Source organism: Streptococcus sanguinis, assembly GCF_008329445.1.
GTDB lineage: Bacteria > Bacillota > Bacilli > Lactobacillales > Streptococcaceae > Streptococcus > Streptococcus sanguinis_O.
Window position 1 is genome coordinate 21,520 of sequence record NZ_VIBR01000007.1, and the last position, 26,576, is coordinate 48,095.

The 26,576-nt window shown below is 43.8% G+C and carries 27 protein-coding genes and 1 pseudogene; 3 read left to right on the forward strand and 25 right to left on the reverse strand.

Going from position 1 to position 26,576, the window contains the following annotated elements; translation table 11 throughout:
• Position 1: 1 nt before the first annotated feature.
• From obgE to cdaA, 6 genes are all read right to left on the reverse strand, one after another.
• The gene (gene obgE, locus FKX92_RS11705) at positions 2 to 1,312 is read right to left on the reverse strand and encodes a GTPase ObgE (RefSeq protein WP_002895968.1); all 1,311 of its coding nucleotides are present in this window, start codon (positions 1,310 to 1,312) and stop codon (positions 2 to 4) included.
• Positions 1,313 to 1,362: 50 nt separating this feature from the next.
• A complete protein-coding gene (locus FKX92_RS11710; RefSeq protein ID WP_002895969.1) occupies positions 1,363 to 1,491 on the reverse strand; it encodes a DUF4044 domain-containing protein in 129 nt (42 codons plus the stop codon).
• Between the two features lie 121 nt (positions 1,492 to 1,612).
• Entirely contained in the window at positions 1,613 to 3,298 is a 1,686-nt protein-coding gene (locus FKX92_RS11715; protein WP_149566390.1) for an Ig-like domain-containing protein, read from the reverse strand.
• A gap of 128 nt (positions 3,299 to 3,426) precedes the next feature.
• A complete protein-coding gene (gene glmM, locus FKX92_RS11720) occupies positions 3,427 to 4,779 on the reverse strand; it encodes a phosphoglucosamine mutase (RefSeq protein ID WP_002902729.1) in 1,353 nt (450 codons plus the stop codon).
• Positions 4,780 to 4,873: 94 nt separating this feature from the next.
• Positions 4,874 to 5,638, reverse strand: coding sequence for a CdaR family protein (locus FKX92_RS11725; protein WP_187759444.1), 765 nt, complete (start codon positions 5,636 to 5,638; stop codon positions 4,874 to 4,876).
• Positions 5,626 to 6,474 carry a diadenylate cyclase CdaA gene (cdaA, locus tag FKX92_RS11730; protein WP_149566392.1) on the reverse strand — a complete coding sequence of 283 codons (849 nt, stop codon included), beginning with the start codon at positions 6,472 to 6,474 and terminating at the stop codon, positions 5,626 to 5,628. Before cdaA ends, FKX92_RS11725 begins: the two co-directional genes overlap by 13 nt.
• 232 nt (positions 6,475 to 6,706) lie before the next feature.
• Between cdaA and murT the strand changes: the two genes are divergently transcribed.
• The 3 genes from murT to FKX92_RS11745 are packed head-to-tail and all read left to right on the forward strand — an operon-like array spanning position 6,707 to position 9,111.
• A complete protein-coding gene (murT, locus tag FKX92_RS11735) occupies positions 6,707 to 8,050 on the forward strand; it encodes a lipid II isoglutaminyl synthase subunit MurT (protein ID WP_125350880.1) in 1,344 nt (447 codons plus the stop codon).
• Positions 8,050 to 8,835 carry a lipid II isoglutaminyl synthase subunit GatD gene (gene gatD, locus FKX92_RS11740; RefSeq protein ID WP_125350881.1) on the forward strand — a complete coding sequence of 262 codons (786 nt, stop codon included), beginning with the start codon at positions 8,050 to 8,052 and terminating at the stop codon, positions 8,833 to 8,835. The genes murT and gatD overlap by 1 nt, the downstream gene beginning before the upstream one ends.
• Positions 8,836 to 8,853: 18 nt before the next feature.
• Positions 8,854 to 9,111 (forward strand): LapA family protein, encoded by a 258-nt coding sequence (locus FKX92_RS11745; RefSeq protein ID WP_002895980.1) that lies wholly within the window; start codon positions 8,854 to 8,856, stop codon positions 9,109 to 9,111.
• A gap of 18 nt (positions 9,112 to 9,129) precedes the next feature.
• Here the strand turns inward: FKX92_RS11745 and FKX92_RS11750 are convergent, their stop codons facing one another.
• From FKX92_RS11750 to atpF, 19 genes and pseudogenes are all read right to left on the reverse strand, one after another.
• The gene (locus FKX92_RS11750) at positions 9,130 to 10,311 is read right to left on the reverse strand and encodes an MFS transporter (RefSeq protein WP_149566393.1); all 1,182 of its coding nucleotides are present in this window, start codon (positions 10,309 to 10,311) and stop codon (positions 9,130 to 9,132) included.
• Positions 10,312 to 10,389: 78 nt separating this feature from the next.
• A pseudogene (locus tag FKX92_RS11755) lies at positions 10,390 to 11,255 on the reverse strand (Rgg family transcriptional regulator).
• A 200-nt stretch (positions 11,256 to 11,455) separates the two neighbouring features.
• Positions 11,456 to 12,343, reverse strand: coding sequence for a hypothetical protein (locus FKX92_RS11760; protein ID WP_149566394.1), 888 nt, complete (start codon positions 12,341 to 12,343; stop codon positions 11,456 to 11,458).
• Positions 12,336 to 13,235: a hypothetical protein gene (locus tag FKX92_RS11765; protein WP_149566395.1), complete on the reverse strand. Its 900-nt coding sequence runs from the start codon at positions 13,233 to 13,235 to the stop codon at positions 12,336 to 12,338. Before FKX92_RS11765 ends, FKX92_RS11760 begins: the two co-directional genes overlap by 8 nt.
• Positions 13,228 to 14,169, reverse strand: a complete 942-nt coding sequence (locus FKX92_RS11770) for a hypothetical protein (protein ID WP_262405522.1) — start codon at positions 14,167 to 14,169, stop codon at positions 13,228 to 13,230. The genes FKX92_RS11765 and FKX92_RS11770 overlap by 8 nt, the downstream gene beginning before the upstream one ends.
• An 88-nt stretch (positions 14,170 to 14,257) precedes the next feature.
• Entirely contained in the window at positions 14,258 to 14,815 is a 558-nt protein-coding gene (locus tag FKX92_RS11775) for a hypothetical protein (protein WP_002919352.1), read from the reverse strand.
• 173 nt (positions 14,816 to 14,988) lie between these two features.
• A complete protein-coding gene (locus FKX92_RS11780) occupies positions 14,989 to 16,884 on the reverse strand; it encodes an ABC-F family ATP-binding cassette domain-containing protein (RefSeq protein WP_125346912.1) in 1,896 nt (631 codons plus the stop codon).
• A 252-nt stretch (positions 16,885 to 17,136) separates the two neighbouring features.
• A complete protein-coding gene (locus tag FKX92_RS11790; protein WP_002910181.1) occupies positions 17,137 to 17,502 on the reverse strand; it encodes a hypothetical protein in 366 nt (121 codons plus the stop codon).
• Positions 17,503 to 17,506: 4 nt separating this feature from the next.
• Positions 17,507 to 18,226, reverse strand: coding sequence for a matrixin family metalloprotease (locus tag FKX92_RS11795; RefSeq protein ID WP_048774432.1), 720 nt, complete (start codon positions 18,224 to 18,226; stop codon positions 17,507 to 17,509).
• A 176-nt stretch (positions 18,227 to 18,402) separates the two neighbouring features.
• On the reverse strand, positions 18,403 to 19,263 hold the full coding sequence (locus tag FKX92_RS11800; RefSeq protein ID WP_149566396.1) for a DNA/RNA non-specific endonuclease: 861 nt from the start codon (positions 19,261 to 19,263) through the stop codon (positions 18,403 to 18,405).
• 58 nt (positions 19,264 to 19,321) lie between these two features.
• Positions 19,322 to 19,504 carry a DNA-directed RNA polymerase subunit beta gene (locus FKX92_RS11805; RefSeq protein ID WP_002910183.1) on the reverse strand — a complete coding sequence of 61 codons (183 nt, stop codon included), beginning with the start codon at positions 19,502 to 19,504 and terminating at the stop codon, positions 19,322 to 19,324.
• The gene (gene murA, locus FKX92_RS11810; RefSeq protein ID WP_002897900.1) at positions 19,497 to 20,777 is read right to left on the reverse strand and encodes a UDP-N-acetylglucosamine 1-carboxyvinyltransferase; all 1,281 of its coding nucleotides are present in this window, start codon (positions 20,775 to 20,777) and stop codon (positions 19,497 to 19,499) included. Before murA ends, FKX92_RS11805 begins: the two co-directional genes overlap by 8 nt.
• 67 nt (positions 20,778 to 20,844) lie before the next feature.
• The gene (locus FKX92_RS11815; RefSeq protein WP_002895990.1) at positions 20,845 to 21,075 is read right to left on the reverse strand and encodes a DUF1146 family protein; all 231 of its coding nucleotides are present in this window, start codon (positions 21,073 to 21,075) and stop codon (positions 20,845 to 20,847) included.
• Positions 21,076 to 21,250: 175 nt separating this feature from the next.
• On the reverse strand, positions 21,251 to 21,673 hold the full coding sequence (locus tag FKX92_RS11820) for a F0F1 ATP synthase subunit epsilon (RefSeq protein ID WP_002904155.1): 423 nt from the start codon (positions 21,671 to 21,673) through the stop codon (positions 21,251 to 21,253).
• A gap of 7 nt (positions 21,674 to 21,680) precedes the next feature.
• Positions 21,681 to 23,087 carry a F0F1 ATP synthase subunit beta gene (gene atpD, locus FKX92_RS11825; RefSeq protein WP_002902710.1) on the reverse strand — a complete coding sequence of 469 codons (1,407 nt, stop codon included), beginning with the start codon at positions 23,085 to 23,087 and terminating at the stop codon, positions 21,681 to 21,683.
• 38 nt (positions 23,088 to 23,125) lie between these two features.
• A complete protein-coding gene (locus FKX92_RS11830) occupies positions 23,126 to 24,007 on the reverse strand; it encodes a F0F1 ATP synthase subunit gamma (protein ID WP_149566397.1) in 882 nt (293 codons plus the stop codon).
• Positions 24,008 to 24,022: 15 nt separating this feature from the next.
• Positions 24,023 to 25,528: a F0F1 ATP synthase subunit alpha gene (gene atpA, locus FKX92_RS11835; RefSeq protein WP_125348472.1), complete on the reverse strand. Its 1,506-nt coding sequence runs from the start codon at positions 25,526 to 25,528 to the stop codon at positions 24,023 to 24,025.
• Positions 25,529 to 25,543: 15 nt separating this feature from the next.
• Entirely contained in the window at positions 25,544 to 26,080 is a 537-nt protein-coding gene (locus FKX92_RS11840; protein ID WP_149566398.1) for a F0F1 ATP synthase subunit delta, read from the reverse strand.
• Positions 26,080 to 26,574, reverse strand: a complete 495-nt coding sequence (gene atpF / locus FKX92_RS11845; RefSeq protein ID WP_149566399.1) for a F0F1 ATP synthase subunit B — start codon at positions 26,572 to 26,574, stop codon at positions 26,080 to 26,082. The genes FKX92_RS11840 and atpF overlap by 1 nt, the downstream gene beginning before the upstream one ends.
• Between the last annotated feature and the right edge of the window lie 2 nt (positions 26,575 to 26,576).

Consider the following 26,576-nt stretch of genomic DNA (forward strand, 5'->3'; position numbering starts at 1 on the left):
CTTAGTCAACGAATTCAAACTCAAACTTGCCGATGCGAACCAGATCGCCATCCTTGGCTCCGCGAGCACGAAGGGCTTCATCAACGCCCATACCACGTAGCTGACGGGCAAATTTCATAACTGCCTCATCACGGTCAAAGTTGGTCATATTAAAGAGTTTCTCTAGCTTGTCACCCGACAGCACCCAAGTCGCATCATCATCACGAGAGATTTCAAAGGCTGGTGCTTCCTCGTCAAAGCCATAGTAAGCTTCTTCTTCCATTTCAGACTCATCATAAAGCAAGAACTCTGGTGTCTTATCCAGTAATTCTGCGGTCGCATCCAAGAGCGTCGCAAGTCCTTGCTTGGTCAGACTGGAAATCGGGAAGATTTGCGGTAGTTCCGCAAACTCATCATAATTAGCTGATAATTTCTCTTTGAATATCTTAAGATTTTCAGCACTATCAGGCATATCCATCTTGTTTGCAACAATAATCTGCGGGCGCTCCATGAGACGAAGATTGTAGGATTCCAACTCTTTATTGATAGCTAGATAGTCCTCATAAGGATCACGCCCCTCACTTGCTGACATATCGATGACATGCAGGATAACCCGTGTCCGCTCAATATGACGGAGAAACTGGGTTCCCAGTCCAACCCCTTGGCTGGCCCCTTCGATCAAACCTGGTAGATCTGCCACCGCAAAGGACTCTCCAGAATGAGTGCGAACCATGCCTAGATTGGGCACGATTGTCGTGAAATGATAGGCACCAATCTTAGGCTTGGCTGCTGTAATAACACTAAGCAAAGTGGATTTTCCAACAGATGGGAAGCCGACCAGACCAACGTCTGCTAGGACCTTGAGCTCCAACAAAAGCTCCCGTTCTTGACCTGGTTCTCCATTCTCAGAAATCTCTGGAGCAGGATTTTTAGGCGTTGCAAAGCGAATATTTCCACGACCGCCTCGGCCACCACGCGCTACGATAAATTCTTGGCCATTTTCTACCAAGTCCGTCAGCACCTTACCCGTCTCCGCATCACGAACCGTCGTCCCCTGCGGCACTCGAACAATCAAGTCCTCAGCCCCTCGGCCATGCATGCCCTTAGTCATGCCCTTTTCACCAGACTGAGCCTTGAAGTGGCGATTATAGCGAAAATCCATCAGGGTGCGCAGGCCCTCGTCTACAACAAAAACAACATTGCCGCCACGACCGCCATCACCGCCCCAAGGACCGCCATTAGGAACATATTTTTCACGGCGAAAGGCCACCATGCCATCGCCACCATTGCCAGCCTTAACTTGAATCTTAGCTGTGTCTAAAAACATACTCATTTTTTCTATTCTCTTTTTCTAGTCTAAAAAAACGCCCTGAAGCGTTTGGATTAAAAGATTGCGCTGAGAGCGGAAGCAAAGATAGCTCCAACTGTCACGATGAGCATGATAATCACGACCAGCATCGTCAATTTTTCAAATCCTGTTTTTTTACGTTGTCCGTTATCTCCAAAAGCCACGATAACACCTCTATCCTTTAAAAATTACTAGGTCTATTCTAACATGATTACTCCGTTTTTTCAAATGGAAAAGCATGTAAAAAGGCTTTAAGAGAAAACTCCTAAAACCTTTAAATCTTACTTAATCTTTCTTTTGAATAAAGACATAGCCTCCAAAAGCAATTAAGATTGCCAAACCAGCAACTGTCAGCCAAAGTGTCGTTTCTTGACCAGTCTTAGGCAGAACTTTTTTGTTGCCTCCTGCAGCACCCGGATCATTGGTACCATTGTTTGAATTGTTATTTCCATTCCCTGGATTGTCTGTTCCACCCTTTGGATTGTCGGAACTGTTACCAGGGGTATTGTTACCATTGCCTGGAGTGTTATTTGGATTATTGTTTGGATTATTGTTTGGATTATTATTTGGGTTGTTGTTTGGATTGTTGTTATTGCCAGGAGTTGGCGGCTGAACTGACTTGCCTGGATCATTACCTCTATAAGTATTTGTAAAGACTGGATCCAAGTCATACTTGACAGAGCCCAAAAGCTCACCATTAACATCTGTTACAGTAACTGTCAGCTGTGCTTCCTTGTCATCATAGACGTAGTTAGGATCGTTTCCTGGGATTTCCTTAATGCTGTAGCGGTAAGTACCAGCAGCACTGTAGTTTAAAGCCTTAAAGTTGATAGAGCCATCTGCTTCATTGGTAACTGTTTGAAGCAAGTTACCACTTTCGTCAAAGAGACCAAAGGTAAATTGACCTTTTTCTAACTCTTTATTAACAAGCTTCTTCTGAGCCTTAATCATTACGTCTTTTGCTAGCAGAGCGCTTCCTTTACCAGAACCATCTTCTAAGCGGACTGACTTAGTAATAGTACGCTCTGGGAAGCCTTTAGCTGTCCAAGACAAGGTGTTGTTAACCACATCACCTACTTGAACACCATCTGGTACGCGAGTAGAGTACTCGATGTACATTGGCCAGTTGTAGTTATCACCAAAGTTGATGGTAAAGCCATTAGCATCACCATTAGCATTTTGCGTAAGAACCGCCTTGTTAGTGAAGTTATCCAAAACAGGCAGAGTCAGCAAGTGCGCCTCATTGCGGATACCACCTTCTACAGGAGCATAACGAACTGCTCGCAGTGTACCTGGTACCAGTGTCAGACCATCGCCAAAGTTGTCTGAAATCACCATGTTACGAAGCATGTCCTGTCTTGCATTCAGGATAATGCGCCACTTGACAATTTTTGGATCGCTACTGTCTTGGTAACCATATTTCATTTCATACTCACCAGCAGTTCCTTCTACCTTTTCGTATTGGAAAGAAAAATCTGTCTGGCCAAATTTGAAGGAAACCGGTCCTGAATTTTGCACCTTGTCGTTATTAACTCGTACATTAAAAGTCAGGGACATTTCTTTTTGTTCGGTGTAATTAGTAAAGTAATTACTAAAGGTTACCGTAACAGTCTGACTTGCTGGATTCGCTTGAGCTTTTCCGACTACTTCTCCCTTGTGATTGACAACATCAGATACTTGGAAGTTTAAGGGAGTAATCAGGGTTAATTCCTGCGGCAGTGAGAAAGTCAGGGTGTCGCCTTCAGCGATAGTTTGAGATGACGGGAATGTGAAACTAGTTGTTACAGACAGAGTTTCATTGGTCATAACTGTTGAGTCACTTGTTAATGGCACACCATCTTTGGTAATGCTTGTTTGCTGGGTATAATCTGTTACCTCAGCAGCCTGTGTCCTAGCAGCCAAACCAAGACCTGTAACAATAGCCGTTAACAAGATTAAAATTTTAAGAATAAGTGTTTTCTTATTTTTCATCTTATACTCCTTTCGTAGCTTATTATACCAAGAGTATTGCAATTTATCAACATTTTTATTTAAAGTGTTTAAAAATTCATACGAATATAAAAAAACCAAGACATTATGTCTCAGTTTCTTTACATTTATTAGTCTATCCCAATTTCATCTCGAACAACATTAGCAATGGTATCTACATAATAATTTACTTCTTCGTCTGTTGGTGCTTCAGCCATGACCCTCAGCAGAGGCTCTGTTCCGCTTGGACGAACTAAAATCCGGCCATTGCCAGCCATTTCGGCTTCCATTCTCTCAATCACCGTCTTAATAGCTGGAACTTCCATCGCCTTATCCTTCATGCTGTTTTCCACACGGATATTGACCAGTTTCTGCGGATATATGGTTACTTCAGCAGCTAATTCAGAAAGTTTCTTACCTGTTTCCTGCATGACCTTGGTCAATTGCACAGCTGAAAGCTGACCGTCACCTGTCGTATTGTAGTCCATAATGATCACATGTCCAGACTGCTCGCCACCTAGATTATAGCCATTCTTGCGCATTTCCTCTACTACATAGCGGTCACCAACTGCTGTCACAGCCTTTTGGATACCTTCACGATCCAAAGCCTTATGAAAGCCTAGGTTGGACATGACAGTCGTAACAATCGTATTCTGCGCCAGCTCACCTTTTTCAGACAGGTACTTACCGATGATGTACATAATCTTGTCACCATCTACCAGCTCACCATTTTCATCCACGGCAATGAGGCGGTCGCTATCTCCATCAAAGGCCAGACCAATCGCTGCACCAGACTCACGGACAACTTCTTGCAGAGCTTCTGGATGCGTAGAGCCAACATTCAGATTGATATTAAGGCCGTCTGGATTTTCTCCGATAATGGTCAGCTGTGCGCCGAGATCCGCAAAAATCTGACGAGCGCTGGTAGAAGCCGCACCGTTGGCCGTATCTAAGGCCACATGCATTCCTTCTAGTTCTAAGCCAGTTGAAACCAAGTATTGTTGGTACTTACGCAGTCCTTCTGGATAATCAACCAAGTCACCCAAACCTTCGGCGCTCGGACGTGGCAAGGTATCTTCTGCTGCGTCCAGCAAAGCTTCGATTTCCAACTCACGCTCATCATCCAGTTTATAGCCGTCACCACCAAAGAATTTGATACCATTATCCAAAGCTGGATTGTGGCTAGCAGAAATCATAACTCCGGCGCTGGCTTTCTCTGACTTGACCAGATAAGCCACACCAGGCGTTGCAATGACACCCAATTTATAGACATGAATCCCAACGGACAAAAGTCCTGCAACCAAGGCGCTTTCCAGCATTTCTCCTGAAATTCGAGTATCACGGCCAACAAAGACCCGAGGAACTTCACTTTCGTGCTGACTCAGAACATAACCACCAAAGCGACCGAGTTTAAAGGCCAATTCCGGCGTTAATTCCACATTTGCTTCTCCGCGAACACCATCGGTTCCAAAGTATTTACCCATTATAAATAGTTTCCTTTCATAAGACCTGGATGTAAAGATTTAGGCTGCAAGCAAGACAGACTGACTTCATCCAAGTTTATTTTCAAAATTTTATTTAGTTTTTATTTGATGAGCTCGTATTTGAGCTGCTGTTAGAGGAGGACGAGCCTGAGCTGTCTGCTGTTTTAGTGTTGACACGCATAGTCGTTTCAAATGGTGTCACCACGCTTGGCATGACATTTCCCTGACCATCCACAGCCTGCAGCGGTACTGTCCCGCTATAGTTACCAGTGATAATGACATTAGTCGGGAGAATAGCTACGACAGACTCAATCTTAGACAGGGTCTCCTCGTCACTGGTTACAGTAGCTTCCTTATTTTCCAAGGTCACACCACTGATAGTCACATTTTCAGCCACCTGGCTGTCTGTGATGAGGTAGCGGACCTCAACCTTCTTGCTGGATTTTTTACCAATCTTAACCGAAATCTTCTGCGGGGTGACTGTAGCAGTCAGACCGCTCGGCAGGTTTTCCACTTTTAGCGGAATCTCTACTGTGCCTTCTGTAGCCTTGGAAAGATCAGCTACGACTCGAAACTTCCGAGTACTTTCCTGCATTTCACTGGCTAGATTGACACGGTTGGAGCCTGTCAAGGCAACGGAAACTTCAGAAGTAAAGCCGCTGATAAAGTAATTCTCGCTGTCATATTTGATGTCAATCGGCACATTGGAAACCGTATTGGTATAAGTTTCAGATGTGACCTGTCGAACTCCAGTATTGTTTTGATAACTGCTAGAGGTTGCATAGACAAAAAGCACTAGGGCAAAGAAAAACGAAGAGATGATATAAAGAATTTTTTTACGTTTTTTCATTTCTTCCATCCTCCCATGAAGCGTTTTTTCAAACCTGCTGGCTTGTCCTGCTCTGATAAGAAGACCTTTCTCAGCTCTGTCTCAAACTCATCCAAAGTCAAATCATGCTTGAAAATTCCATTGTGCGTGGTAGAAATACCACCTGTTTCTTCTGAAACAACAAAAGTAAACGCATCGGATACTTCAGACAGGCCAATAGCTGCGCGGTGCCGGGTTCCAAACTCCTTAGAGATACCGCTGCTTTCTGTCAGAGGCAGGTAGGCACAGGAAGCCGCAATTTTATTGTTTTTTATAATGACAGCTCCATCGTGCAATGGCGTATTTGGGATAAAAATGTTGATTAGTAGCTCTCCCGATACATCTGCATCCAAGGGAATCCCTGTTGCAATATACTCCTGCAAGGTGCGGGTCCCTTGAATAGCCACTAAAGCCCCGATTTTCCGCGGACTCATATAGGCAACAGACTTGACAAAGGCCTGAATCATTTTTTCTTCGTTACTGATGGGCGTCGCAGAAAAAATATCCGTTGCTCGGCCAAGCTTTTCTAATCCTGCCCGAATCTCAGGCGAGAAAATCACCACGGCCGCAATGACCCCGTAAGTGATGACCTGATTGATCAACCAAGAAATGGTAGTCAAGCCGATGATATTGGCAAAAAACTGTGCCAAGATAAAGAAGAGCACACCTCGGACCAAAATCATAATCTTGGTACCAGCAATGGCCTTGATTAGATAATATAAAATCCATGCGACGATAGTGACGTCAATAATATTAATTACAATCCTCCAAGGGTCAGAAAACAAACTGGCCCAATATTGGAGATTGGTTAGTTGTTGAAAATTCATACTTAGACTTCCTACTCCTCTACAAGCAAAATCAAACAGCTGTAGCAACAAATCGAACTTATTAAATCTAGTAACAGCCTGATTTTATCTTGTAATTAGAGTTCACTCAATTAACTTCTCTCTTTTTATTTTACAGTGGGTCTTAATGCTTAAAGACTTACCAACCCATTATATCATGTTTGTCAATATTTTTCTGTAACCTTCTTTACTTTTTTATGATAAAATATTTCTTATGAAGATAAATACAGCCTTGGGCCTCTTGGCGGGCAAGTCCTCCCACTTTGTTCTCAACAAAATGGGGCGTGGATCGACTCTGCCGGGGAAAGTTGCCCTGACATTTGATAAAAATATTTTGCAAAACCTAGCAAAGAACTATGAGGTCGTGGTTATTACCGGAACCAATGGTAAAACTTTAACTACAGCTCTGACAGTGGGTATTCTCAAGGAAGCCTTCGGAGAAGTGGTGACCAATCCCAGCGGTGCCAATATGATTACTGGGATTACGACAACATTCCTGACAGCTAAGAAAGGCAAATCTGGCAAGAATATCGCTGTGCTGGAGATAGACGAAGCCAGCCTATCTCGGATTTGTGATTATATCAAGCCTAGCCTCTTCGTCTTTACCAATATTTTCCGAGACCAGATGGACCGCTATGGCGAGATCTATACGACCTACCAAATGATTCTGGATGCTGCAGCTAAAGTGCCTCAAGCGACTGTACTGATGAATGGTGACAGCCCCCTCTTTAACTCAGTCAGCCTAAAGAATCCTGTCCGCTACTATGGATTTGATACCGAGAAAGATCAGGCTCAGCTAGCTCACTACAATACAGAGGGCATCCTCTGTCCCAAGTGCGAGCATATCCTCAAGTACGAGCTCAACACCTATGCTAATCTGGGGGCTTATATCTGTGAGGACTGCGGCTTCAAGCGTCCTAAGCTTGACTACAGCCTGACCGCTCTCAAAACACTTGAGCATAACCGCTCGGCCTTTACCATTGATGGTCAAGACTATCAAATCAATATCGGAGGACTTTATAATATCTACAATGCCTTGGCCGCTGTATCAGTAGCTCAGTTCTTTGGTGTCGAGCCAGCTACTATCAAGGCTGGCTTTGACAAGAGCCGGGCTGTCTTTGGCCGTCAGGAAACCTTCAAAATTGGCGATAAGGAATGTACCTTAGTCTTGATTAAAAATCCGGTCGGAGCCACCCAAGCTTTGGATATGATTGGACTTGCACCATTTGACTTTAGCTTGTCTGTCCTACTCAATGCCAACTATGCAGACGGCATTGATACCAGCTGGATCTGGGATGCTGATTTTGAGAAGATTCTAGAGATGGAGATTCCTCATGTCATTGCAGGCGGTGTCCGCCACTCAGAAATTGCTCGTCGACTGCGGGTAACGGGCTATCCAGCAGATCAGATTACCGAAGTCAAAGATTTGGAAGCAGTCTTTAAGGCCATTGAACAGCAAGAAACCAAGCATGCCTATATCTTAGCAACTTATACTGCTATGCTGGAATTCCGCGAGCTACTGGCAGAACGACAAGTGGTCAGAAAGGAGATGAAATAATGATATACAGATCCCTCACTTCTCCTGAAAACCAGGACTATTGCTATGATATAAAGGTTGCTCATCTCTATGGCAATCTCATGAATACCTACGGCGACAACGGCAATGTCCTCATGCTCAAGTATGTGGCTGAAAAGCTAGGCGCTAGGGTTGAAGTCGATATCGTCTCTCTAGAAGATGACTTTGACAAGGACAGCTACGACATCGTCTTCTTTGGCGGAGGTCAAGACTATGAGCAAACGATCGTGGCTCGTGACTTGCCAGCTAAAAAGGAAGCTTTGGAAAGCTTTATTAATGAAAACGGTGTAGTGCTAGCCATCTGCGGTGGCTTCCAACTTTTAGGCCAATACTATATCGAGGCTTCTGGCCGTCGAATTGAAGGTCTGGGCATCATGGGTCACTATACCCTCAACCAGACCAAAAACCGCTATATCGGTGACATCAAGATTCATAACGAAGAATTCGATGAAACCTACTACGGCTTTGAAAATCACCAAGGACGGACTTTCCTCGCTGACAATGAAAAACCTCTGGGCAAAGTCGTCTATGGAAATGGCAACAACCAAGAGGATGGTTGCGAAGGTGTTCATTATAAAAATGTCTTTGGCTCCTACTTCCATGGCCCCATCTTGTCCCGCAATGCGAACTTGGCCTACCGTCTGGTGACCACTGCTCTGAAAAACAAGTATGGCTCAGATATTAAACTGGCTGCTTATGAAGATATCCTTGCCCAAGAAATCCCAGAAGAATACGGAGATATCAAAAGCAAGGCTGAGTTTGAATAGACAAACAGGAGAATCACTATGAAAGAAAAATTGCATTATATTCTGCTTTTAATTACCGTTTTATTGGTTGCCGGTATTTCCTTGGCCAATATGCAGAGCGTCAATGTTAGCTTTATCTTGTTCAGCTTCAAACTTCCCTTAATCATATTGATTTTGGTCTCAGTGCTCCTAGGATCCGTCACGACTTTTCTCATCAGCATGTTAAAAAACTTCTCGCTGAAAAAAGAGCTTAAGAAAACCAAAGAAGCACTTAAAAATTCCCATACAGAAAACTAGGTTGGAAATCACTCCAGCCTAGTCTTTTTGTATTTTCTTTTGATAAAGGTAGGAAATCAAAGCCAATCCCATCACTCCGAAACCAATCAGAAGAAAGGAAAGGGGGTGGACACTCGGCAGAAGCGTCATCAGAAAAGTCGCAGGAGGCATGAAAAGAATTGCTAGCGTGTAGATCGTTGAGAAAACGCGGCCTAGATACTGCTTGTCCACCTTGGTCTGAACTTGGCTGAAGAAATGAATGTTGAACACAGTCATAAAAAGCTCGCAGATAAGATTACCAGAATAGGAGAAATATGGATGAACCGGTAGTAAGTCAGAGATGCCCATGACTGCGACTCCAACACCAGTCAATAGCAGAGCTAGGAGCAGATTTCCCATACTGGCCTTAACCTTGCTGGCTAGAATGGCTCCAACGATTGAGCCTACAGCTCCCAAATTCAAAATAGTCGCATAAGAGCCGGTCTTATCGTAGAGCTGATTGGTGAAAGGCAATAGATAATTAAAGGCCGCAAAGAAAAAGTTGACTGCGGAAGCTACTAAAAGCAGAAAGAAGATTTCTTTTTGCTGACGGATATAAACTAAACCTTCCTTGATATCTCTCAGGATATTTCCAAAATGGATAGGAGACTTCTGCTTGCTTGGCTCATGATTAGGCAGAAAGTAAACCAAGGCAAAAGCTAGAAAGAAACTAAGGGCATCCAGCTGAAGAGTGATGCGCAGATTTGCATACTGCATTACGATAAAAGACAAGACTGGAGCTGAGACACTGATAACCTGCAAGGCCAATTCCAGATGAGAATTGTAGGCCACGATGTCTTCCTTGTCTACAATCTCTGTAATGTAGGATTTATTAGCTGGCCGAGAAAAGGCAAAGGCTATAGCCTGAACCACATTAGCAAAAATCAGCGCTCCAATCATGAGCTGGTCATTTGAAATAAAAGAAATCAGCAGACAAAGACCAGCACAAATCAAGTCCGCTACCATCAGTACTTTACGTCTGGAAAAGCGGTCCGTAATAGCTCCCCCCAAAGGATTGAATAAGATGGAAGTGACTAGCTCTGATATCTGATAAATGCCCAAGACCGTCTGTCCCAGAGCTCCCAAAGAAGCAAGCCAGATGCTATTTCCATAGTCATAAAGCATATTCCCAATTTTATTAATAGCAGCCCGTGTAATCAGCTGTGCTGCCTGTCGATTCATAAAAATACCTCCTTCCATTTCTGAAACTATTGTATCAGGAATGGAGGGAGGTTCTTTATTTTTCCCATATTTGGGAAATTATACTTTTACAAACTTATCGAAGTGCTCTTGATAATAGGCGACTTGCTCAGGTAGTTCCAGCACTTCAAAGATATGCATGGCTTCCTGCATTTGCTTAATTCCCTGCTTCTTCTGTCCCTTCTGATAAGCTGCAAAACCCTTGAGATAGAGGAATACATTGCGTTCATAGAGTTTGATGCCCTTGCCAATGATTTTCTCTACGTAAGCCTCAAAATAACTAGCCTTATCAAAATAACGACTCTCCAAACAATGCTGGTAACAATTGAGGGCTAAAATCAAGACCAATTTCTTATGGCGACCGATTTCTTTATATAGTAGTCTTCTCGCTCCATGACTTCCTTGCCCAGACGGTAGACATAGTCCACATCATAAAAACTATAGAGATTGCCAAAGAGAATCAGCTCATACATAGTCCAGTCTTCCACTTGAAAGAGATAATCGGCCACCTTATCTAAATCTTCTTGTCTCATGTGAAACTGACTGTCTCGCTGACAAATCAAGCCCTGCAGCAAAATCCAATTCAGCTCATAGTAAAGAGGCGTGCTACTAGCTTGGGCCTTTTCCAACTGCTCCGCTTGCAAGTCTTGAAATCCCTTGATGTCATTTGAGTAGTAAAGAGGGATAATTTTACCCATCATGGCCACGTGCTCGTGCTGCTGGAAATTCCGTGCCTTGTCCATAAAATTTTCAAGAGTCACATGAATATTATCCAAGAGATTTAAAAATTTCGAGAGGGTCATGTCCGACTCACCCAGCTCAAAACGAGACAGCTGAGAAGTCGAGCAAATCTGACCAGCCGCTTCCTTCAAAGAATAATGCCCATTTAAACGAAAATCACGAAAAACTTTGCCTAAATCTTCCATTTGTTTACCACTTAAATTCCTTTAATTGCTGTTTCGCTTCCCTAGTCGCTCTTTCAAAACTACCTTCACCGCCCCTTGTTCGGATTTTATTTTCAGACGAAGCTTCTTTCGTCAAAATCTTATCGGCTGAAAATCGGAAAAGACAAATTCTGCTAAGAATCCTGTCTAATTATCCCTATCACCCATACCAATCGTTCTTTTCATCTGTTTTTTAATAGATCCTTGTGTTTTTTTAAATATTTTTTCCCATACCATTCCTCTACAGACTTGCCTTCCCACTCACGGTATTCTTCGGGATATTTCCATTTGTAGAAAGCTTGTAAATAACTAGGAAATTCGATATAGATTAGCATAGCAATCACAGCAATATTTAGGATAATCCATGTTATCAAAAGATCTAAGCCTTCCAACGAAGTTGAAAATTTCATGGAAAAACCCTTTATTATAAAGTTTATAATTACTCCAATTCCCAAAAAGCTCATTCCATAAATCGCTATCTTATTGACAGTTTTATTGCGAGGAGAAGAACTACTTCCATTACCATACATCAGTTTTTTGAGACTTTCAATTTCAAGTCTAAACATAAAATAGGCTAATATAGAAATAAAAACAAAAATTGCAGCAATCATCCAAACAGATAAAGTTGGTAATGACATATCAATAGCTAGCAGGTTAAATTCAAAACTAAGCCAAATTAGAAATGTGATGACATGAAAATGATAACGATAGGGCAGTATAAAAGCTTTTCTAAAAACTTTACCAATCAATATGATAAATACCCAAATTAAGAAACAGACTAGATATACCTCAGCTGTTAGTAATGGATGTTGATAGATAGGCAATCTTAAGTCTTTAGGATCAGAGTCGTGCAAGGATAGCGAGAAAACAAGAATCATAAAGTTTATAATGACAGGACCGATAAGAGTTAAAACAATATTCTGAATATGAAGAACTAGTTTAGACTTTCCTTTCCTATAATATGTTTCTAACTTAGAGAAAACATTTCCTTTCTGGTACTGTACAAACCCATCATCTTCTAGATTTAAACTCTCTTCAAAACTTGCGCTAAAAATAGATTTTTTAGTCATAACTTGGATTACCAATCTTCTTTTGTATTAGTTCAGGGTGTTTTTTCAAGTACCTCTTCCCATACCATTCCTCTACTGACTTACCTTCCCATTCTCGATATTCTTCGGGATATTTCCATTTGTAATAGGCTTGGAGAAAATATGGTAAACCTATAAAAACAATTATTGCAATCACCACAATATTAGCAAAGACCCATAGAAGTAAAAAACCAAATGCTTTCATGGAATTTGAAATATCTACAGTAAAGCTTCCGAAAATATATTTTATAATAATACCAATCCCTAAAATCCCCATGCCGTAAATAGAAATCATTTTAGCAATCTTATTACGAAAAGTCACTTGTCTATCCTCATCATACATAAGCTTTCTTAATCCTGTTAACTCCATACTAAACATCATGTAAGTGAAGATCATTATTACTCCATATATAGCAATAATTTCCCAAAATGCTAAATTTGCTAATAGAATGTCAAAAACGATTAAATCAATTTCCAATAAAAACCAAAGCATAAATGTAAAAACATGAAGCTGATAGCGATATGGTAAAAGATAAGTTCGTTTAGTAAATTTTCCAAGAATGACTAAGAACAGCCAAATAAGAAGTAAAATCAAAAAAACATTTACAGTTAATGACTCGTGCTTAGATATCGGAAGAGTCAGGGTCTTACTCTCATGAAATTCCATAGATACAACAAGCAACATAAAGTTAAATCCAACAGGAAAAATTAAACCTAAAATAAAACTTCTAATTCGAAACCAAAGAGATGCTCTCCCTTTTTTAAAATAGTTAGACGTTTTATCATGCTGCTCTTGCTGCAACTTTCGAAACCCATCATCTTCCAGATTTAAACTCTCTTCAAAACTAGCATTAAAAATAGATTTTTTAGTCATAACTTTGATTTCCAATCTTCTTTTGTAATAGTTCAGGGTGCTTTTTCAAGTACCTCTTTCCATACCATTCCTCTACAGACTTACCTTCCCATTCTCGGTATTCTTCGGGATATTTCCATTTGTAATATCCTTGAAGCATAAATGGAAATATCAGAAAACTTTCTAGCAGGACAAATAACAAGTCACCTACAAACCAAATAAGCAAAACACCTAGGGTATCCAACATAAGGCCTACCACATGGGGAAAAATCAACCTAAAAATGAGTAAAACTACAATAATTCCGAAACCATATTTGAAGATATATGCAGCCACTTTATGAAACAGTCTCCCCAGCCAGTCTTGTTCGTCTTCTTGTTTACCATATAACAATGACAGTAACGAAGTTCGCCTGCTTCGGACGATAATGCAGCACATAAGCCCAAACAAAACAAAGAAAAGGATTGCCCCTGTCGCTTTTATCGTACTATACAAAAATGTCAGTAAAAATAGATTCATTTCGACAATCAACCAAATTAGGAATGTGACAAACATATGAAATTGTCCCCTATATATAAGGATAAACTGCTGAGAAAAGTGTTTCCCAAAAAGAATCAGTAAAAGCCACAAGAGTAAGAAAATAATAAATAGCCAGTTGGGCAAGAAATTATGAACCGATGGCAATAGAGGAGAATCCTCAGAATGATGATAAAGGTAATTGGTTAAGGCTGTTATAAGCCAATTGGGACCGATAATGAAGACAACTGTTAAAACAGTCAACCATACATACGATTTTGTTGTACCTCTGTATTTCTCTTTTTCTTGAGCAGATGCTAAATTTTTATTGGAAAATTCTCCGGAAATGGGATCGTCCTGTAAATTTAAACTCTCTTCAAAACTGGCTTTAAATAATGATTGTTTTGTCATAGATTTATCATTAAATTGATTTAAATACATACGCCGTCTTCTAAAAAACATTCTAAGCTCTTTCTAATTAACTATATACTTCCTATTACCAAATCTCTGAATTGAAAACCGGGAAGACTCATTTTGCGTTTGCAATATAAGCCAATTTCTCAATTCTCTCATGAATCGTTTCTACATTCAAGTTTTCTCGAAGGTATTCACAGAGCACTCCATTTTCATAAAACATTTGCTCTAAAAGCTGACCTTTTGGTGCATCGGGGCACTGAATCATAACAATACTGAATACACCACCGGGACCAGAATTCTCAATTGAATTCCCCTCAAAATGATAGGTGAAAGCCCGAAATTGAGAACCATTGTAGCTACCTGAAATTACATAGGCAACTTTTACCATATTTCCACGACCAAATGGATAATGACTAAAATGAGCATATTTTTCTACATACGGATTCTGGGAAAGTTTTAGTGTGAGATCATTACTTGTTTTTTGCTTGGAATAATCTCTGTAATAGTCATTACCTTGTGCTTTGTCAAATTGATAGCCGTGCTCGGAAGCAAAGGCTTGATATTCTTTGTTCTTTTTAGCAGAACGACTAATCGCCCAATAAACTATCCAACCGACAAAAGCAAAAATTGCTAGCATTGCAATCATAAATATTACTAGAAAATCCATCATTATCTCCTTTTTTTCCTTAATAAAGTGCTTCAGTTATCAAAATCCTAACGAGCATAATAACTGAAGCACACTGAGTACGATCTTTTCCTGATGTTTACTACAGACTCTATAAAGCTCATTCCTCATGGAAACTGCTCACTCCTGCAGGTTGCTCGTCTGATTCTATTCTTTTCCTACACCTTCTCCGCCAGCTCTTCCCACTCTAGCATGGCTTCTTCTTGGGCGGCGGTCAGCTGGTCGATTTGCTGCTGACTCTCCATGAGTTCGGCGGCATCATTAGTGGCCTGCATGGCTTCCTGAAGCTGACTGATCTGGCTGTCCAAGTCCTCGATTTGCGCTTCCAGTTGTTCTAGGCGACGGGCCAGACGGCGCTGTTCTTTCTGGTTTTCCTTTTGGATTTGATAGTCATTGGCAGGTGCTGGCTTATCAGAATCGACCTGCTCCGTCTCCTCACGCAAGGCTTCCTGTTCTGCCTTTTTCTCCAGATAGTAGTCATAATCACCCAGATAAAGAGTGGAACCTGTTTCAGAAAGCTCGATGATCTGAGTGGCCACGCGATTGATAAAGTAACGGTCATGGCTGACAAAGAGCAGGGTGCCGTCAAAGTCAATCAGGGCATTTTCCAGCACTTCCTTGCTGTCAATATCCAGGTGGTTAGTCGGCTCGTCTAGGATAAGGAAGTTGTTGTTTTCCATAGACAGCTTGGCTAGAAGCAGCCGCGCCCGCTCTCCACCCGATAGCATGCCGACAGACTTCTTGACATCGTCTCCCGAGAAGAGGAAAGCGCCTAAGCGATTGCGAATCTCGACCTCTGGTGTCAGCTTGAAGTCATTCCATAGCTCATCGAGAACCGTATTGCTAGCAGTCAGTTTGCTCTGGGTCTGGTCATAGTAGCCCACTTCCACATTAGCTCCCAGCTGCTCCTTGCCTCTGATGAAGGGCACTTGCCCGATTAGTGATTTAATCAAGGTCGTCTTTCCAATCCCATTTGGTCCGACGATAGCTACCGCATTAAACTTGCGAATATCCAGGTTAATCGGCTCCGACAGGACTTCCTCGCCATAGCCAATAGCTGCATCTTCCAAGGTCAGAACAACATTTCCAGAAACCTTATCGGATCTGAAGGTCATATTAGCCGAGCGATTGCCGGTCTCCGGCCTGTCCAAACGCTCCATCTTTTCCAGCTGCTTGCGACGGGACTGAGCCCGCTTGGTAGTGGAGGCTCGAACTAGATTGCGATTGACAAAGTCCTCCAGCGCAGCGATTTCTTTCTGTTGCTTTTCATAGTTCTTGGCTTCAGTGGCCAGCTTCTGCTCCTTTTGGACCACGAAGCTAGAGTAATTGCCCACATAGCAATCCAAGGAATGCTTGGTCAAGTCCAGCGTGATAGTCGCAACCTTATCTAAGAAATAGCGGTCATGGCTGACGATAATCAGGGCACCGCTGTAGTTAACTAAGTAAGTCTCTAGCCAGGCAATGGTCTCGATATCCAAGTGGTTGGTCGGCTCGTCCAGTACCAGCAGTTCTGGCTTTTCCAAAAGCATCTTAGCCAGAGCCAGACGGGTATTCTGCCCGCCTGAAAGCTCAGAAATCTTCATCTGCCACATGGACTGGTCAAACTTGAAGCCATTCAAAATCGCTCGAATATCGGCCTCGTAGGTAAAACCACCTTTCTGGCGAAAGTCCTCTGACAGCTGGTCGTACTGGGTCATGAGAGCAGTCAGCTCTTCCCCTGACAATTCTCCCATTTGCAGCTCCATCTGCCGCAAGCGCTTCTCTTGCTGACGCAGACTATCAAAGACCAGCAGCATCTCGTCGTAGATAGTATTCTCCGACTCAAAGCGGCTGTCCTGAGCCAGATAGGACAGGGACAGGTCTCGTTTTTTATTGATCTGACCAGAAGTAGGCTCTTCCTCACCCACCAAAATCTTGAGCAGGGTTGACTTCCCAGCTCCATTTTTACCGACGAGGGCAATTCGGTCTCCCTCATCCACCTGCAGGTTAATATTGTCAAAAAGAAGCTCCCCTGCAAAAGAGCGCTCAATCTTGCTTGCTTGTAAAATAATCATAAGACCATTATAGCAGATTTCCAGAAGCACAGCTATCAGAATTCAAGAGAAAGCGAACTCAGCTCCCCAAAAGAAAAAGAGAGTGGGACAGAAATCGGTAATTCGTTAGAATTCGATTTCGTCGTCCCACCTCCGCACAGTTGAGTAGGGCTGTAAAAGCTGATGAAATCAGCGTAGTAGAGCCCACTCAACCACTGCGTCTTGCTCGACAATCCAAAGACAATTGAGAGGCTAGGACTTATGTCCCAGCCTCTACATAAAACTATTGAGAATAGATTGATTCTGCAAAATCAGATAAATTCCCAGCAAAATCAGAAGCGCAAAGACAACAAATTTAATCATTCCCTTGATTAGACGAATAACCAGAAGGATAATCATGGACCCGACTAGCCACATAAAGGCGGAATTGTGAAAAAATCCCTGAACTGCCTCAATATTCTGGCCGAAGAAGACCTGAATGGGCGCCGGAACATGATTTTCCCAAGCCGCTGTCACTCCTAGCTGGTTGGCAATCTCATTGCCGCTTTTCCATAGCCAGACAAAGATTCCTGAGTTAAAAACAAAGAGAAAAACTTGCTCTGGAAAGTGTCGAATCAAGTAAAAAATAGATTTTAACATAGGCTTACGATTGATACAAGTCTTTTACAGCCTGGATATCTGTCGGCTGGATACTGTAAAATGAGCCCGCTGACTGCATCACTGATTCCTCCTCATTATGGTCTAATCCGATAGCATGGCCCAATTCGTGCGCTGCTGTATTGACAATCCGCTCATGAGAATAAGCATAGCGACTGTCCAGCAGGTAGTAACTATTAAGGCGAACCGTGACATGGGTAAACCGCTTGGTTAGGAGATTGGTCTGCGACTCAGCTTCACCAGCTGCACTGACGTTACCATCGTTCATCTCCGTCGCAACAATGTCCGCCTTGTCTTTGTCATTGATGATTTGAAAGGTGAAGGCACCTGTTTGATTCCAAGAATCAATGGCCTCCTTATAGGCTGAACGGAAGGTATCATTATTTGTATCGATATAAATCGTGGCGCTTGGCTGATCCCAACGAGCCCCTGTTGTTGCATGCTCATCTGTCAGCTGATCCGTCTGCGTCTCCTCACTGCTGTGAAGTCCCGTGGAAATGCCTTGGTGATTTAAAAATTGATCCACTCTGCCAACAGCTGTCTGAACAGCCTGCGTCAGTCCCTCTGTACCCGGTTTTGTCGAAGTGGTAAAATAGAAAATTCCGACAATAACCATAAAGCTCAGGACAAAGGACCAGGCAAGTCCCCAAACCACGCGCCCAATCAGACGCATGAGGAACCGGATGCTTTTAAAAATAAGTCTCATCGCAACCTCCTTTACTAGATTGTAAGAGAACGTTGATTTTACCACCGCTTTCTTAAAGAAGACTGAAAAATTCGCCTTCTTTCATCTATTAGTATAAAAGAAAATGACTACAAATCTGCAACCATTTCTTTTCATACTATTGAATACTCTTTGCAAATCCATTTTTGAGTATAAAATTAAGAACCCGTCTCCTGACTGACCTTGCCACTATTATAGTCCAAACGAATCCCTTTTTGCACATTCGGGATAAAGACATTGAATTCCAGACTGCCATCGCTGGACTTGGCCTCTAGATGAGAACCAACTGGCACTAAATCAGTCTCCGTGGCATAAATCAAGGTTACCCGGTAGCGCACCCGCTTGTTCTTATCAAGGGCCTTACGGATCTTTGTCTCGTAGTAATTCTGCCCTGTCGAGTCTGCTTCATTGGCTTGGTTGGACCAGGCCGTCTGCACAGCGATATTAGCAGGATTGCTGGTGGAGGCATCAAAGCCCTTCAAACCACCTATCAGCGAATAGGCCAAGAGATGTCCTCGGTCCACAGCGTGGTTGTACTCACCAGGGAGGTTCTTGAGTTGATGCCAGCCTACCGGTACCCATGAAGTGTTGGCATTTCCAGTTTCTTCCCGTTTTTTGTACTGACGGGTAGACTTGGATAAAAAGGCATTCGCCACTGTCGGAAGGGTTTGCCCTTGTACAAGCTTGGTCTTATTGTCAGCGTAGGGTTTGCTAGAAATCCCCGCATCCAAGTCTGTCTTATTCCCATTCACGATAAAGGCACCAGCTCCATTCCATTCAATGCTGCCTTTGAGTTGAGCTCGGACAGCATCCGTCAGAACGCTCTCAGCCAGTTTCCGACTAGGGGTGCCCTGATCTTGAACTTGCCCAACTCTGATTTCTGAATTTGGACTCTGAAGTGGCTGCTGACCATCCTGTCCCCAGAAATAGCCAGCCAGAGCCAAAATAAAGGCCAGAGTCAGCCCAGCCCAGCCTTGCAGGCTCTTAGAATTCCTTTTCTGACTAGTCTTTCTTTTCATCTTCTTTCTTTCAACTTAGCAAACTGGATTCATTTCAGCCAGTCTTTTCGACTAGGAGCTAGTTTCCAGTAAACTTCCCGATTAATTCTTGCCAGGTTTCTGGTGAAAAAACTGAGCCCTTACCGTTTCCGATAATGTTATAGCCAATCATCAGAGACACGAGAAAGAGAATCACGGCTACCAGGAGAACCAGTAGAACAAGGCCAATCTGCCGGCCTAAATATTTAAGATTTTCACTCATCGTCTTCTTCCTTTACACGCTTCACTTTGGCTCCCAAGGCTGCCAATTTCTCATGGAATTTATAGTAGCCTCGGTCTAAGTGTACCAGCTTGCTGACCTTAGTCTCGCCTTCAGCAATCAAGCCCATCAGAATCAAAGTCGCACTGGCCCGAAGGTCTGTTGACATGACTTCAGCACCCTGCAAGCTGCCTCCGCCCCAGATACGAGCTGTGTCACGCATGATATCAGAGTGCAGCCCCATCCGACGCATTTCCTCCAGATGCTGGAAGCGGTTCTCAAAGACGGTCTCAATCATCGTAGACTCGCCCTTGGCCATAGCCATCAGCGCCGTAAACTGAGCCTGCATGTCCGTTGGGAAGCCTGGATAAGGAAGGGTCTTGACCGCAACCGGTCTAAGTTTCGAAACATCGGAACGAATCCGAATCCCTTCATCTTCCTCTGTCACTTCCACTCCCATTTCCTGCATTTTGGAAAGCAGGGGACGATTGTGCTCCCAAATGGCATCCTCAATCAGCAAGTCACCGCTGGTCATAGCTGCAGCAACCATAAAAGTTCCTGCTTCGATACGGTCTTGAACCACATTATGCTTGGCCCCTCGCAGCTGGTCCACTCCGACAATCGTCAGAGTCTCTGTACCCGCTCCTCTGACTTTGGCTCCCATTTCATTCAAAAATAGGGCTAGATCAACGATTTCAGGCTCCCGAGCAGCATTTTCAATCACTGTGGTGCCTTGAGCCAGCGTAGCAGCCATCATGATGTTTTGCGTTGCTCCCACACTAGGAAAGTCCATGTAAATGTGGGCACCCTTGAGTCGCTCTGCCTTCGCTTCGATATAACCCGCTGTTTGGGTAATCTGAGCGCCCATGGCTTCTAAGCCCTTCAGGTGCAAGTCAATGGGCCGACTGCCAATCGTACAGCCGCCTGGCATGGAAACCTTAGCATGACCATTACGAGCTAGAACTGGCCCCAAAACAACGATAGACGCTCGCATTTTGCTGACGTATTTGTAAGGCGCTTCCTCAGACAAAGGCTGAGTGGCATCCACAACAACTGTATTTTCTTCCTGATTAAAATCCACCTGAGTGTTTAAACCGCGGACCACATTGTTCATGGTAAAGACATCAGACAAGACCGGAACATTTTTCAAAACAGACTGACCCTCGCTAGCCAAGACTGTCGCTGCTAAGAGAGGCAGGACCGCATTTTTTGCTCCTTCAATCTTGACCTTTCCGACCAAGCGATTATCTCCACCTTGAATAATAATTTTTTCCATACCGATTCCTTACTCTAAATTTTTAAAATCATCCATACTATCATACCATAAAATCAAAAATATGACCTTATAAAGTACCATTAAAAATCGCCCGGCTCATATCGTAAATACCAATGAAGAAAAGGCTGACTAAATAGCCCAAGGCAATGCTAAACAAGAGAATCAAAAAGCGAATTTTCATCGCATTATCGGCATTAACCTTGAAAAATCTCTCCCACTCAACAACCGTTGACAGCAGATGAAAGGCAAAGAAAATAAAGAGCAAATGACTGCATAATTTAAAAACAACTTCTACCATAACTTTTATTATACCACAAGACTCCAGTCAGGGACGAACTAAATAGTCCCCCCTTTTTCTTTGGAAAAGAAAACTGAGACAGATCTGCCTCAGTTTTTCGTATTCAGTTTGTATTCAAGAAACCAAATCTCGTCAGATGAAAGATGACTTCCATCAATCTAGGCAAAATAGTTTCTTATAATCTTGTTCCGACATTGATCCGGTTGATTGCCCGCTGCAGGGCGATCTTAGCCCGGCGTTCTTGATCAATCAAATGCTTATCATGTGCTTCTTCGATTTCTTGCTCAGCTCGGAGCTTAGCTCGCTCAGCCCGACTAATGTCGATATCTCGCTCACGCTCAGCTGAGTCTGCCACAATGGTAATGACATTATCTGCAATTTCAATGATTCCGCCATTAACCGCAATCCAGTCGATATGCTTGTCATCGTCAACCCGGCGTACTTTGACCTGATCTACTTCTAAAACAGCGATGGTATTGATGTGGCGAGGCAAAATCCCCAGCTCACCATCAATGGTCTTTACGGAAACAAATGCAGCATGGTGATCATAAATAAGACCATCCGGTGTCACGATTTGTACTGTCATTTGAGCCATCATTCACCTCTTAGAATCCCATTTTCTCAGCCTTGGCCAATACATCCTCGATGGAGCCCACACCACGGAAGGCGTCTTCTGGCAGCTTATCGTGCTTACCTTCAAGGATTTCTTTGAAACCACGAACCGTTTCAGCTACTGGTACATAAGAGCCTGGCTGGCCGGTAAATTGCTCCGCCACATTGAAGTTCTGTGACAGGAAGAACTGAATCCGACGCGCACGTGCAACCAGCGTCTTCTCATCGTCAGACAACTCGTCCATACCAAGGATAGCAATGATATCCTGCAATTCATGATAACGTTGCAAGACCCGCTTAACCTCTGCAGCTACTGCATAGTGCTCTTCTCCCACAATCTCTGGTGAAAGGGCACGAGAGCTGGAAGCGAGTGGATCCACGGCTGGATAAATCCCTAGCTGAACCAATTTCCGTTCCAGGTTAGTCGTAGAGTCCAAGTGAGCAAAAGCTGTCGCTGGTGCAGGGTCAGTATAGTCATCCGCTGGCACATAGATAGCCTGGATGGAAGTAACGGAACCTTTCTTGGTTGAGGTAATACGTTCTTGTAACTGTCCCATTTCTGTAGCAAGTGTTGGTTGGTAACCAACGGCTGATGGCATGCGTCCCAAAAGGGCAGACACTTCCGAACCAGCCTGCGTAAAGCGGAAGATGTTATCAATAAAGAGCAACACGTCCTGACCCTCCACATCACGGAAATATTCCGCGATGGTCAGTCCGGTAAGAGCAACCCGCATCCGAGCTCCTGGCGGTTCATTCATCTGACCAAAGACCATAGCCGTCTTTTCGATAACGCCAGACTCTTTCATTTCCCAGTAGAGGTCATTCCCTTCACGCGTCCGTTCACCAACACCTGTAAAGACAGAAATCCCACCGTGCTCTTGGGCAATGTTGTGGATCAATTCCTGAATCAGGACAGTCTTCCCAACTCCGGCACCACCAAAGAGACCAACTTTCCCACCTTTCAGATAAGGAGCTAGGAGGTCGATAACCTTGATCCCTGTTTCCAGGATTTCTGATGAAGTTGATAGTTCATCAAAGGTTGGTGCCTTCTTATGAATCGGCTGGCGCTCTGCATCAGCAGGAAATGGCGTATCCAAGTCGATAGTGTCTCCTAGGACATTGAAGACCCGGCCCAGAGTTTCCTTGCCGACCGGCACAGAAATCGGACGACCAGTATCCAAGACCTCCAAACCACGTGTCAAACCATCGGTCGACTCCATGGCAATGGTCCGCACCACACCGTCACCAAGCTCAAGAGCTACTTCAAGGACGATTTTTGATTTTTTCTCATCATTTTTATAGACTACAAGTGCATTATTTATCTCAGGTAGTTTGTCTCCGGCAGCAAACGCAACGTCTACGACCGGCCCGATAACCTGAGCAATTTTGCCTGAGCTCATGTTTTTTCCCTCGTTTAATTTCTAATTCATTTGTGGCCTTATTCTAGGGCACTTGCACCCGCCACGATTTCAGTAATTTCCTGCGTAATGGCAGCCTGCCGAGCGCGGTTGTACTGAATAGTCAAATCACTGATGACCTTTTTAGCATTGTCTGTCGCTGTCTGCATAGCAGTCATACCGGCAGCATTTTCAGCCGTCTTGGCATCAATAATGGCACCGTAAATCATGCTCTCTGCAAACTGAGGCAGCAGTTGATCCAAGATAGAATCCCGACTGGACTCCAGTTCCAGATTCAGCGTATAATCTTCATCAGCTTCATTAGGATCCAAGTCAATGATTGGCAGCATCTGCTCCACCCGCATCTGACTGGTCAGACTGTTGACATGGTGGTTATAGCAGACATAGAGCTCATCAAAGAGCTCATTCTGATACATCTCAATGGTCTTGCTAATGATTTTACGGACTTCATCAAAGCTAGGTTGATCGGCTAGACCACGCAACTCATAAACTGGCTGAATCCCCCGAGCTCGGAAGAAATCAGCACCGACACTTCCGATACAGATGACTTCAAAGTCCTCTCCAGTCGGATGGTACTCAGCTTTCAGCTCCATCAATGCCTTGAGAATGGTCGCATTGTAGCCACCTACCAGACCGCGGTCAGAAGTGATGACGATATAGGCTGATTTCTTGACTGGCCGACTGATTAACATTGAGTGATGACGGGCATTTTCTGTCTCGTGGCCATGCAGCATATCCGTAACTAACTTACGCACTTTCTGGGCATAGACCTGAAAGTTCTTAGCTGCTTCCTCAGATTTTCCCAGCTTAGCAGCAGAAACCATCTGCATGGCATTGGTGATTTGACTGGTGTTTTTCGTGGATGCAATTTTATTTTTAATATCATTTAATGAAACTGCCATCTGACACCTCGATTCTTATTTGAAGCTAGACTGGTCTATAAACTCAGTAATGGCAGCATCCAAGACTTCCTCACTTGGAAGGTCTTTCGTTGTCCGAATGGTTTCATAAATGCTTTCTTGATGTGCATCAAAGTAGGCAAATAATTCTGACTCAAAGCGCAGAATATCATCTACTGGCACACTGTCTAGGAAACCATGGGTCAAAGCATAGAGAATCACCACCTGCTTTTCAACCGGCAGCGGCTCATGAATCGGCTGCTTCAAGACTTCTACAGTCCTGCGGCCACGATTGAGCTTGGCCTGCGTTGCCGCATCCAAATCACTACCAAACTTAGTAAAGGCCTCCAGCTCCCGATAAGAAGCCAGGTCGATACGCAAGGTTCCAGCTACTTTCTTCATAGCCTTGATTTGGGCAGAGCCCCCAACCCGTGATACAGAAGAACCTGCATCGATAGCCGGACGTACCCCAGCATTGAACAAGCTGTCGCTGAGGAAAATTTGTCCGTCAGTGATTGAAATCACGTTGGTCGCGATATAGGCCGAAATGTCTCCTGCCTGCGTTTCAATAAATGGCAGAGCTGTAATTGAACCACCGCCCAACTCATCAGAAACCTTGGCTGAACGCTCCAAGAGACGACTATGCAGATAGAAAACATCTCCAGGAAAGGCCTCACGGCCTGGCGGACGACGGAGCAGGAGGGACAGTTCACGGTAGGCCACAGCCTGCTTGGACAAGTCATCATAGACAATCAAAACATGCTTGCCATTGTACATGAACTCTTCTGCCATCGCTACACCAGCATAAGGCGCCAAGAAAAGCAAAGGCGACGGCTGTGAAGCAGAGGCTGTCACGACAATCGTATAGTCCAAAGCACCATACTGACGGAGCGTTTCTACCTGTGTACGGACTGTAGATTCTTTCTGACCAATCGCCACATAGATACAAATCATATCCTGGCCTTTCTGGTTCAGGATGGCATCAATGGCAATAGTCGTCTTCCCAGTCTGACGGTCCCCGATAATCAGCTCCCGCTGGCCACGGCCAATCGGAACCAAGGCATCAATAGCCTTGAGACCTGTCTGCAAAGGCTCAGATACTGACTTACGCTGCATGACACCCGGAGCTGGTGTTTCAACCGGGCGTGTCTTATCCGTGACAATGTCACCAAGTCCATCAACAGGACGACCCAGCGGATCAACAACCCGCCCAATCAAGGCATCTCCCACAGGAACTTCCATGATTTTACCAGTCCGGCGAATGGTATCTCCCTCACGAATGTCTGTAAAGTCTCCCAAGATGATAATCCCAACATCGGTTGACTCTAAATTTTGCGCCATACCATAAGAGCCATTTTCAAAGATTAAGAGCTCTCCGCTCATAGCCTTATCCAGTCCATGAGCGCGCGCGATTCCATCACCAATATAAGTGACGACCCCTGTTTCTGTGACGTCAAAATTTGGCTGGAAATTTTCAATTTGTTGCTTAATTAAAGCGCTGATTTCTTGTGCGTTAATCGCCAAAATTCACACCACTTTCTATTTCAATTTTTCTTTTACGACTTGCAATTGACGTTTGATGCTTGCATCAATTGTTTTGTTATTGGCAGAGATGACAAAGCCGCCAATCAAGCTGCTGTCCAATTCTTCCTTGAGCGAACGGACTTTTAGACCCATCTTCTGCTCAATAATCGGCCGAATCTTCTCCTTCTGACTGGCTGTCAAAGGCTGAACAGAGCGCAGCGTCACCTCAAACTCATTGCTGATCTTTTCAAGCTGATGCTGACTCTCCAGCACAATCTCATAAAAGAGGTCTTCACGATGATTGAGAATGACAATTTCAATCAGATTATCAAGCAGCTGGGAGCCTGAGTTTTGAAAGAGCTGCAGACTCTTTTCTTTCTCGTGGTCACTGATGCCGATATGTGACAAAAAGTCAGCAAGGCCGGTCTCCGCGAAAACAGCCTTAATCTGACTCAGTTTTTCAAAAACATCTTCTTGCTGACCTTTTTCAAAGACCGTCTGAACAAAAGGCAAAGCATATTTCTCAATGATTGCATATTGCTTCTTATCCATCAGGCATCTCCTAACTGTTTGATATAGCGGTCAATGAGCTCGCTCTGAGCTTCCTTATCCAGCTCCTGACTCAAAATCTTACTAGCCAGAGCCACTGTCAAGTCGGCCACTTCTCCTTTGATGCTGCTCATAGCCTCTGCCTTGTTTTGGGCAATTTCCTGATTGGCTTTAGCCTTCAAGCGCCCTGCTTCCTCTGCTGCATTAGCTAGGATTCCAGCCTTATTCTTCTCAGCTGTCTCCTTAGCTGTCTCAACGATAGAAACTGCTTCGACCCGACTGCCTGCCAGAGCTTCCTCACGCTTTTGCTCCAAGTCTTCAGCTTTCTTACGGGCAGCTTCTGCACCATCAATATCGTCTGAAATCTTTTGAGCACGCTGATCTAAAATCCCGATAATATTGCCCCAAGCAAACTTCTTAATGAGAAATACTAAAAGAAGAAAGGAGCCGGCAATCAAGATAAAGTTGCCAATAATTTCACCTACGGTTATATTCATTT

Coding starts and splice junctions, on each gene's coding strand:
- FKX92_RS11750 (WP_149566393.1), bottom strand. CDS start 10,311: ATGAATCGACAGGCAGCACAGCTGATTACACGGGCTGCTATTAATAAA.
- FKX92_RS11775 (WP_002919352.1), bottom strand. CDS start 14,815: ATGATGGATTTTCTAGTAATATTTATGATTGCAATGCTAGCAATTTTT.
- FKX92_RS11820 (WP_002904155.1), bottom strand. CDS start 21,673: ATGATGGCTCAAATGACAGTACAAATCGTGACACCGGATGGTCTTATT.
- cdaA (WP_149566392.1), bottom strand. CDS start 6,474: ATGAATTTTCAACAACTAACCAATCTCCAATATTGGGCCAGTTTGTTT.
- FKX92_RS11765 (WP_149566395.1), bottom strand. CDS start 13,235: ATGACTAAAAAATCTATTTTTAATGCTAGTTTTGAAGAGAGTTTAAAT.
- FKX92_RS11840 (WP_149566398.1), bottom strand. CDS start 26,080: ATGGATAAGAAGCAATATGCAATCATTGAGAAATATGCTTTGCCTTTT.
- FKX92_RS11745 (WP_002895980.1), top strand. CDS start 8,854: ATGAAAGAAAAATTGCATTATATTCTGCTTTTAATTACCGTTTTATTG.
- FKX92_RS11805 (WP_002910183.1), bottom strand. CDS start 19,504: ATGAGTGAAAATCTTAAATATTTAGGCCGGCAGATTGGCCTTGTTCTA.
- murT (WP_125350880.1), top strand. CDS start 6,707: ATGAAGATAAATACAGCCTTGGGCCTCTTGGCGGGCAAGTCCTCCCAC.
- FKX92_RS11795 (WP_048774432.1), bottom strand. CDS start 18,226: ATGAGACTTATTTTTAAAAGCATCCGGTTCCTCATGCGTCTGATTGGG.
- glmM (WP_002902729.1), bottom strand. CDS start 4,779: ATGGGTAAATACTTTGGAACCGATGGTGTTCGCGGAGAAGCAAATGTG.
- FKX92_RS11760 (WP_149566394.1), bottom strand. CDS start 12,343: ATGACTAAAAAATCTATTTTTAGCGCAAGTTTTGAAGAGAGTTTAAAT.
- FKX92_RS11715 (WP_149566390.1), bottom strand. CDS start 3,298: ATGAAAAATAAGAAAACACTTATTCTTAAAATTTTAATCTTGTTAACG.
- FKX92_RS11815 (WP_002895990.1), bottom strand. CDS start 21,075: ATGGTAGAAGTTGTTTTTAAATTATGCAGTCATTTGCTCTTTATTTTC.
- FKX92_RS11780 (WP_125346912.1), bottom strand. CDS start 16,884: ATGATTATTTTACAAGCAAGCAAGATTGAGCGCTCTTTTGCAGGGGAG.
- atpF (WP_149566399.1), bottom strand. CDS start 26,574: ATGAATATAACCGTAGGTGAAATTATTGGCAACTTTATCTTGATTGCC.
- FKX92_RS11790 (WP_002910181.1), bottom strand. CDS start 17,502: ATGTTAAAATCTATTTTTTACTTGATTCGACACTTTCCAGAGCAAGTT.
- FKX92_RS11800 (WP_149566396.1), bottom strand. CDS start 19,263: ATGAAAAGAAAGACTAGTCAGAAAAGGAATTCTAAGAGCCTGCAAGGC.
- FKX92_RS11830 (WP_149566397.1), bottom strand. CDS start 24,007: ATGGCAGTTTCATTAAATGATATTAAAAATAAAATTGCATCCACGAAA.
- gatD (WP_125350881.1), top strand. CDS start 8,050: ATGATATACAGATCCCTCACTTCTCCTGAAAACCAGGACTATTGCTAT.
- atpD (WP_002902710.1), bottom strand. CDS start 23,087: ATGAGCTCAGGCAAAATTGCTCAGGTTATCGGGCCGGTCGTAGACGTT.
- FKX92_RS11725 (WP_187759444.1), bottom strand. CDS start 5,638: ATGGAAGAAATGAAAAAACGTAAAAAAATTCTTTATATCATCTCTTCG.
- murA (WP_002897900.1), bottom strand. CDS start 20,777: ATGGAAAAAATTATTATTCAAGGTGGAGATAATCGCTTGGTCGGAAAG.
- FKX92_RS11770 (WP_262405522.1), bottom strand. CDS start 14,169: ATGTATTTAAATCAATTTAATGATAAATCTATGACAAAACAATCATTA.
- obgE (WP_002895968.1), bottom strand. CDS start 1,312: ATGAGTATGTTTTTAGACACAGCTAAGATTCAAGTTAAGGCTGGCAAT.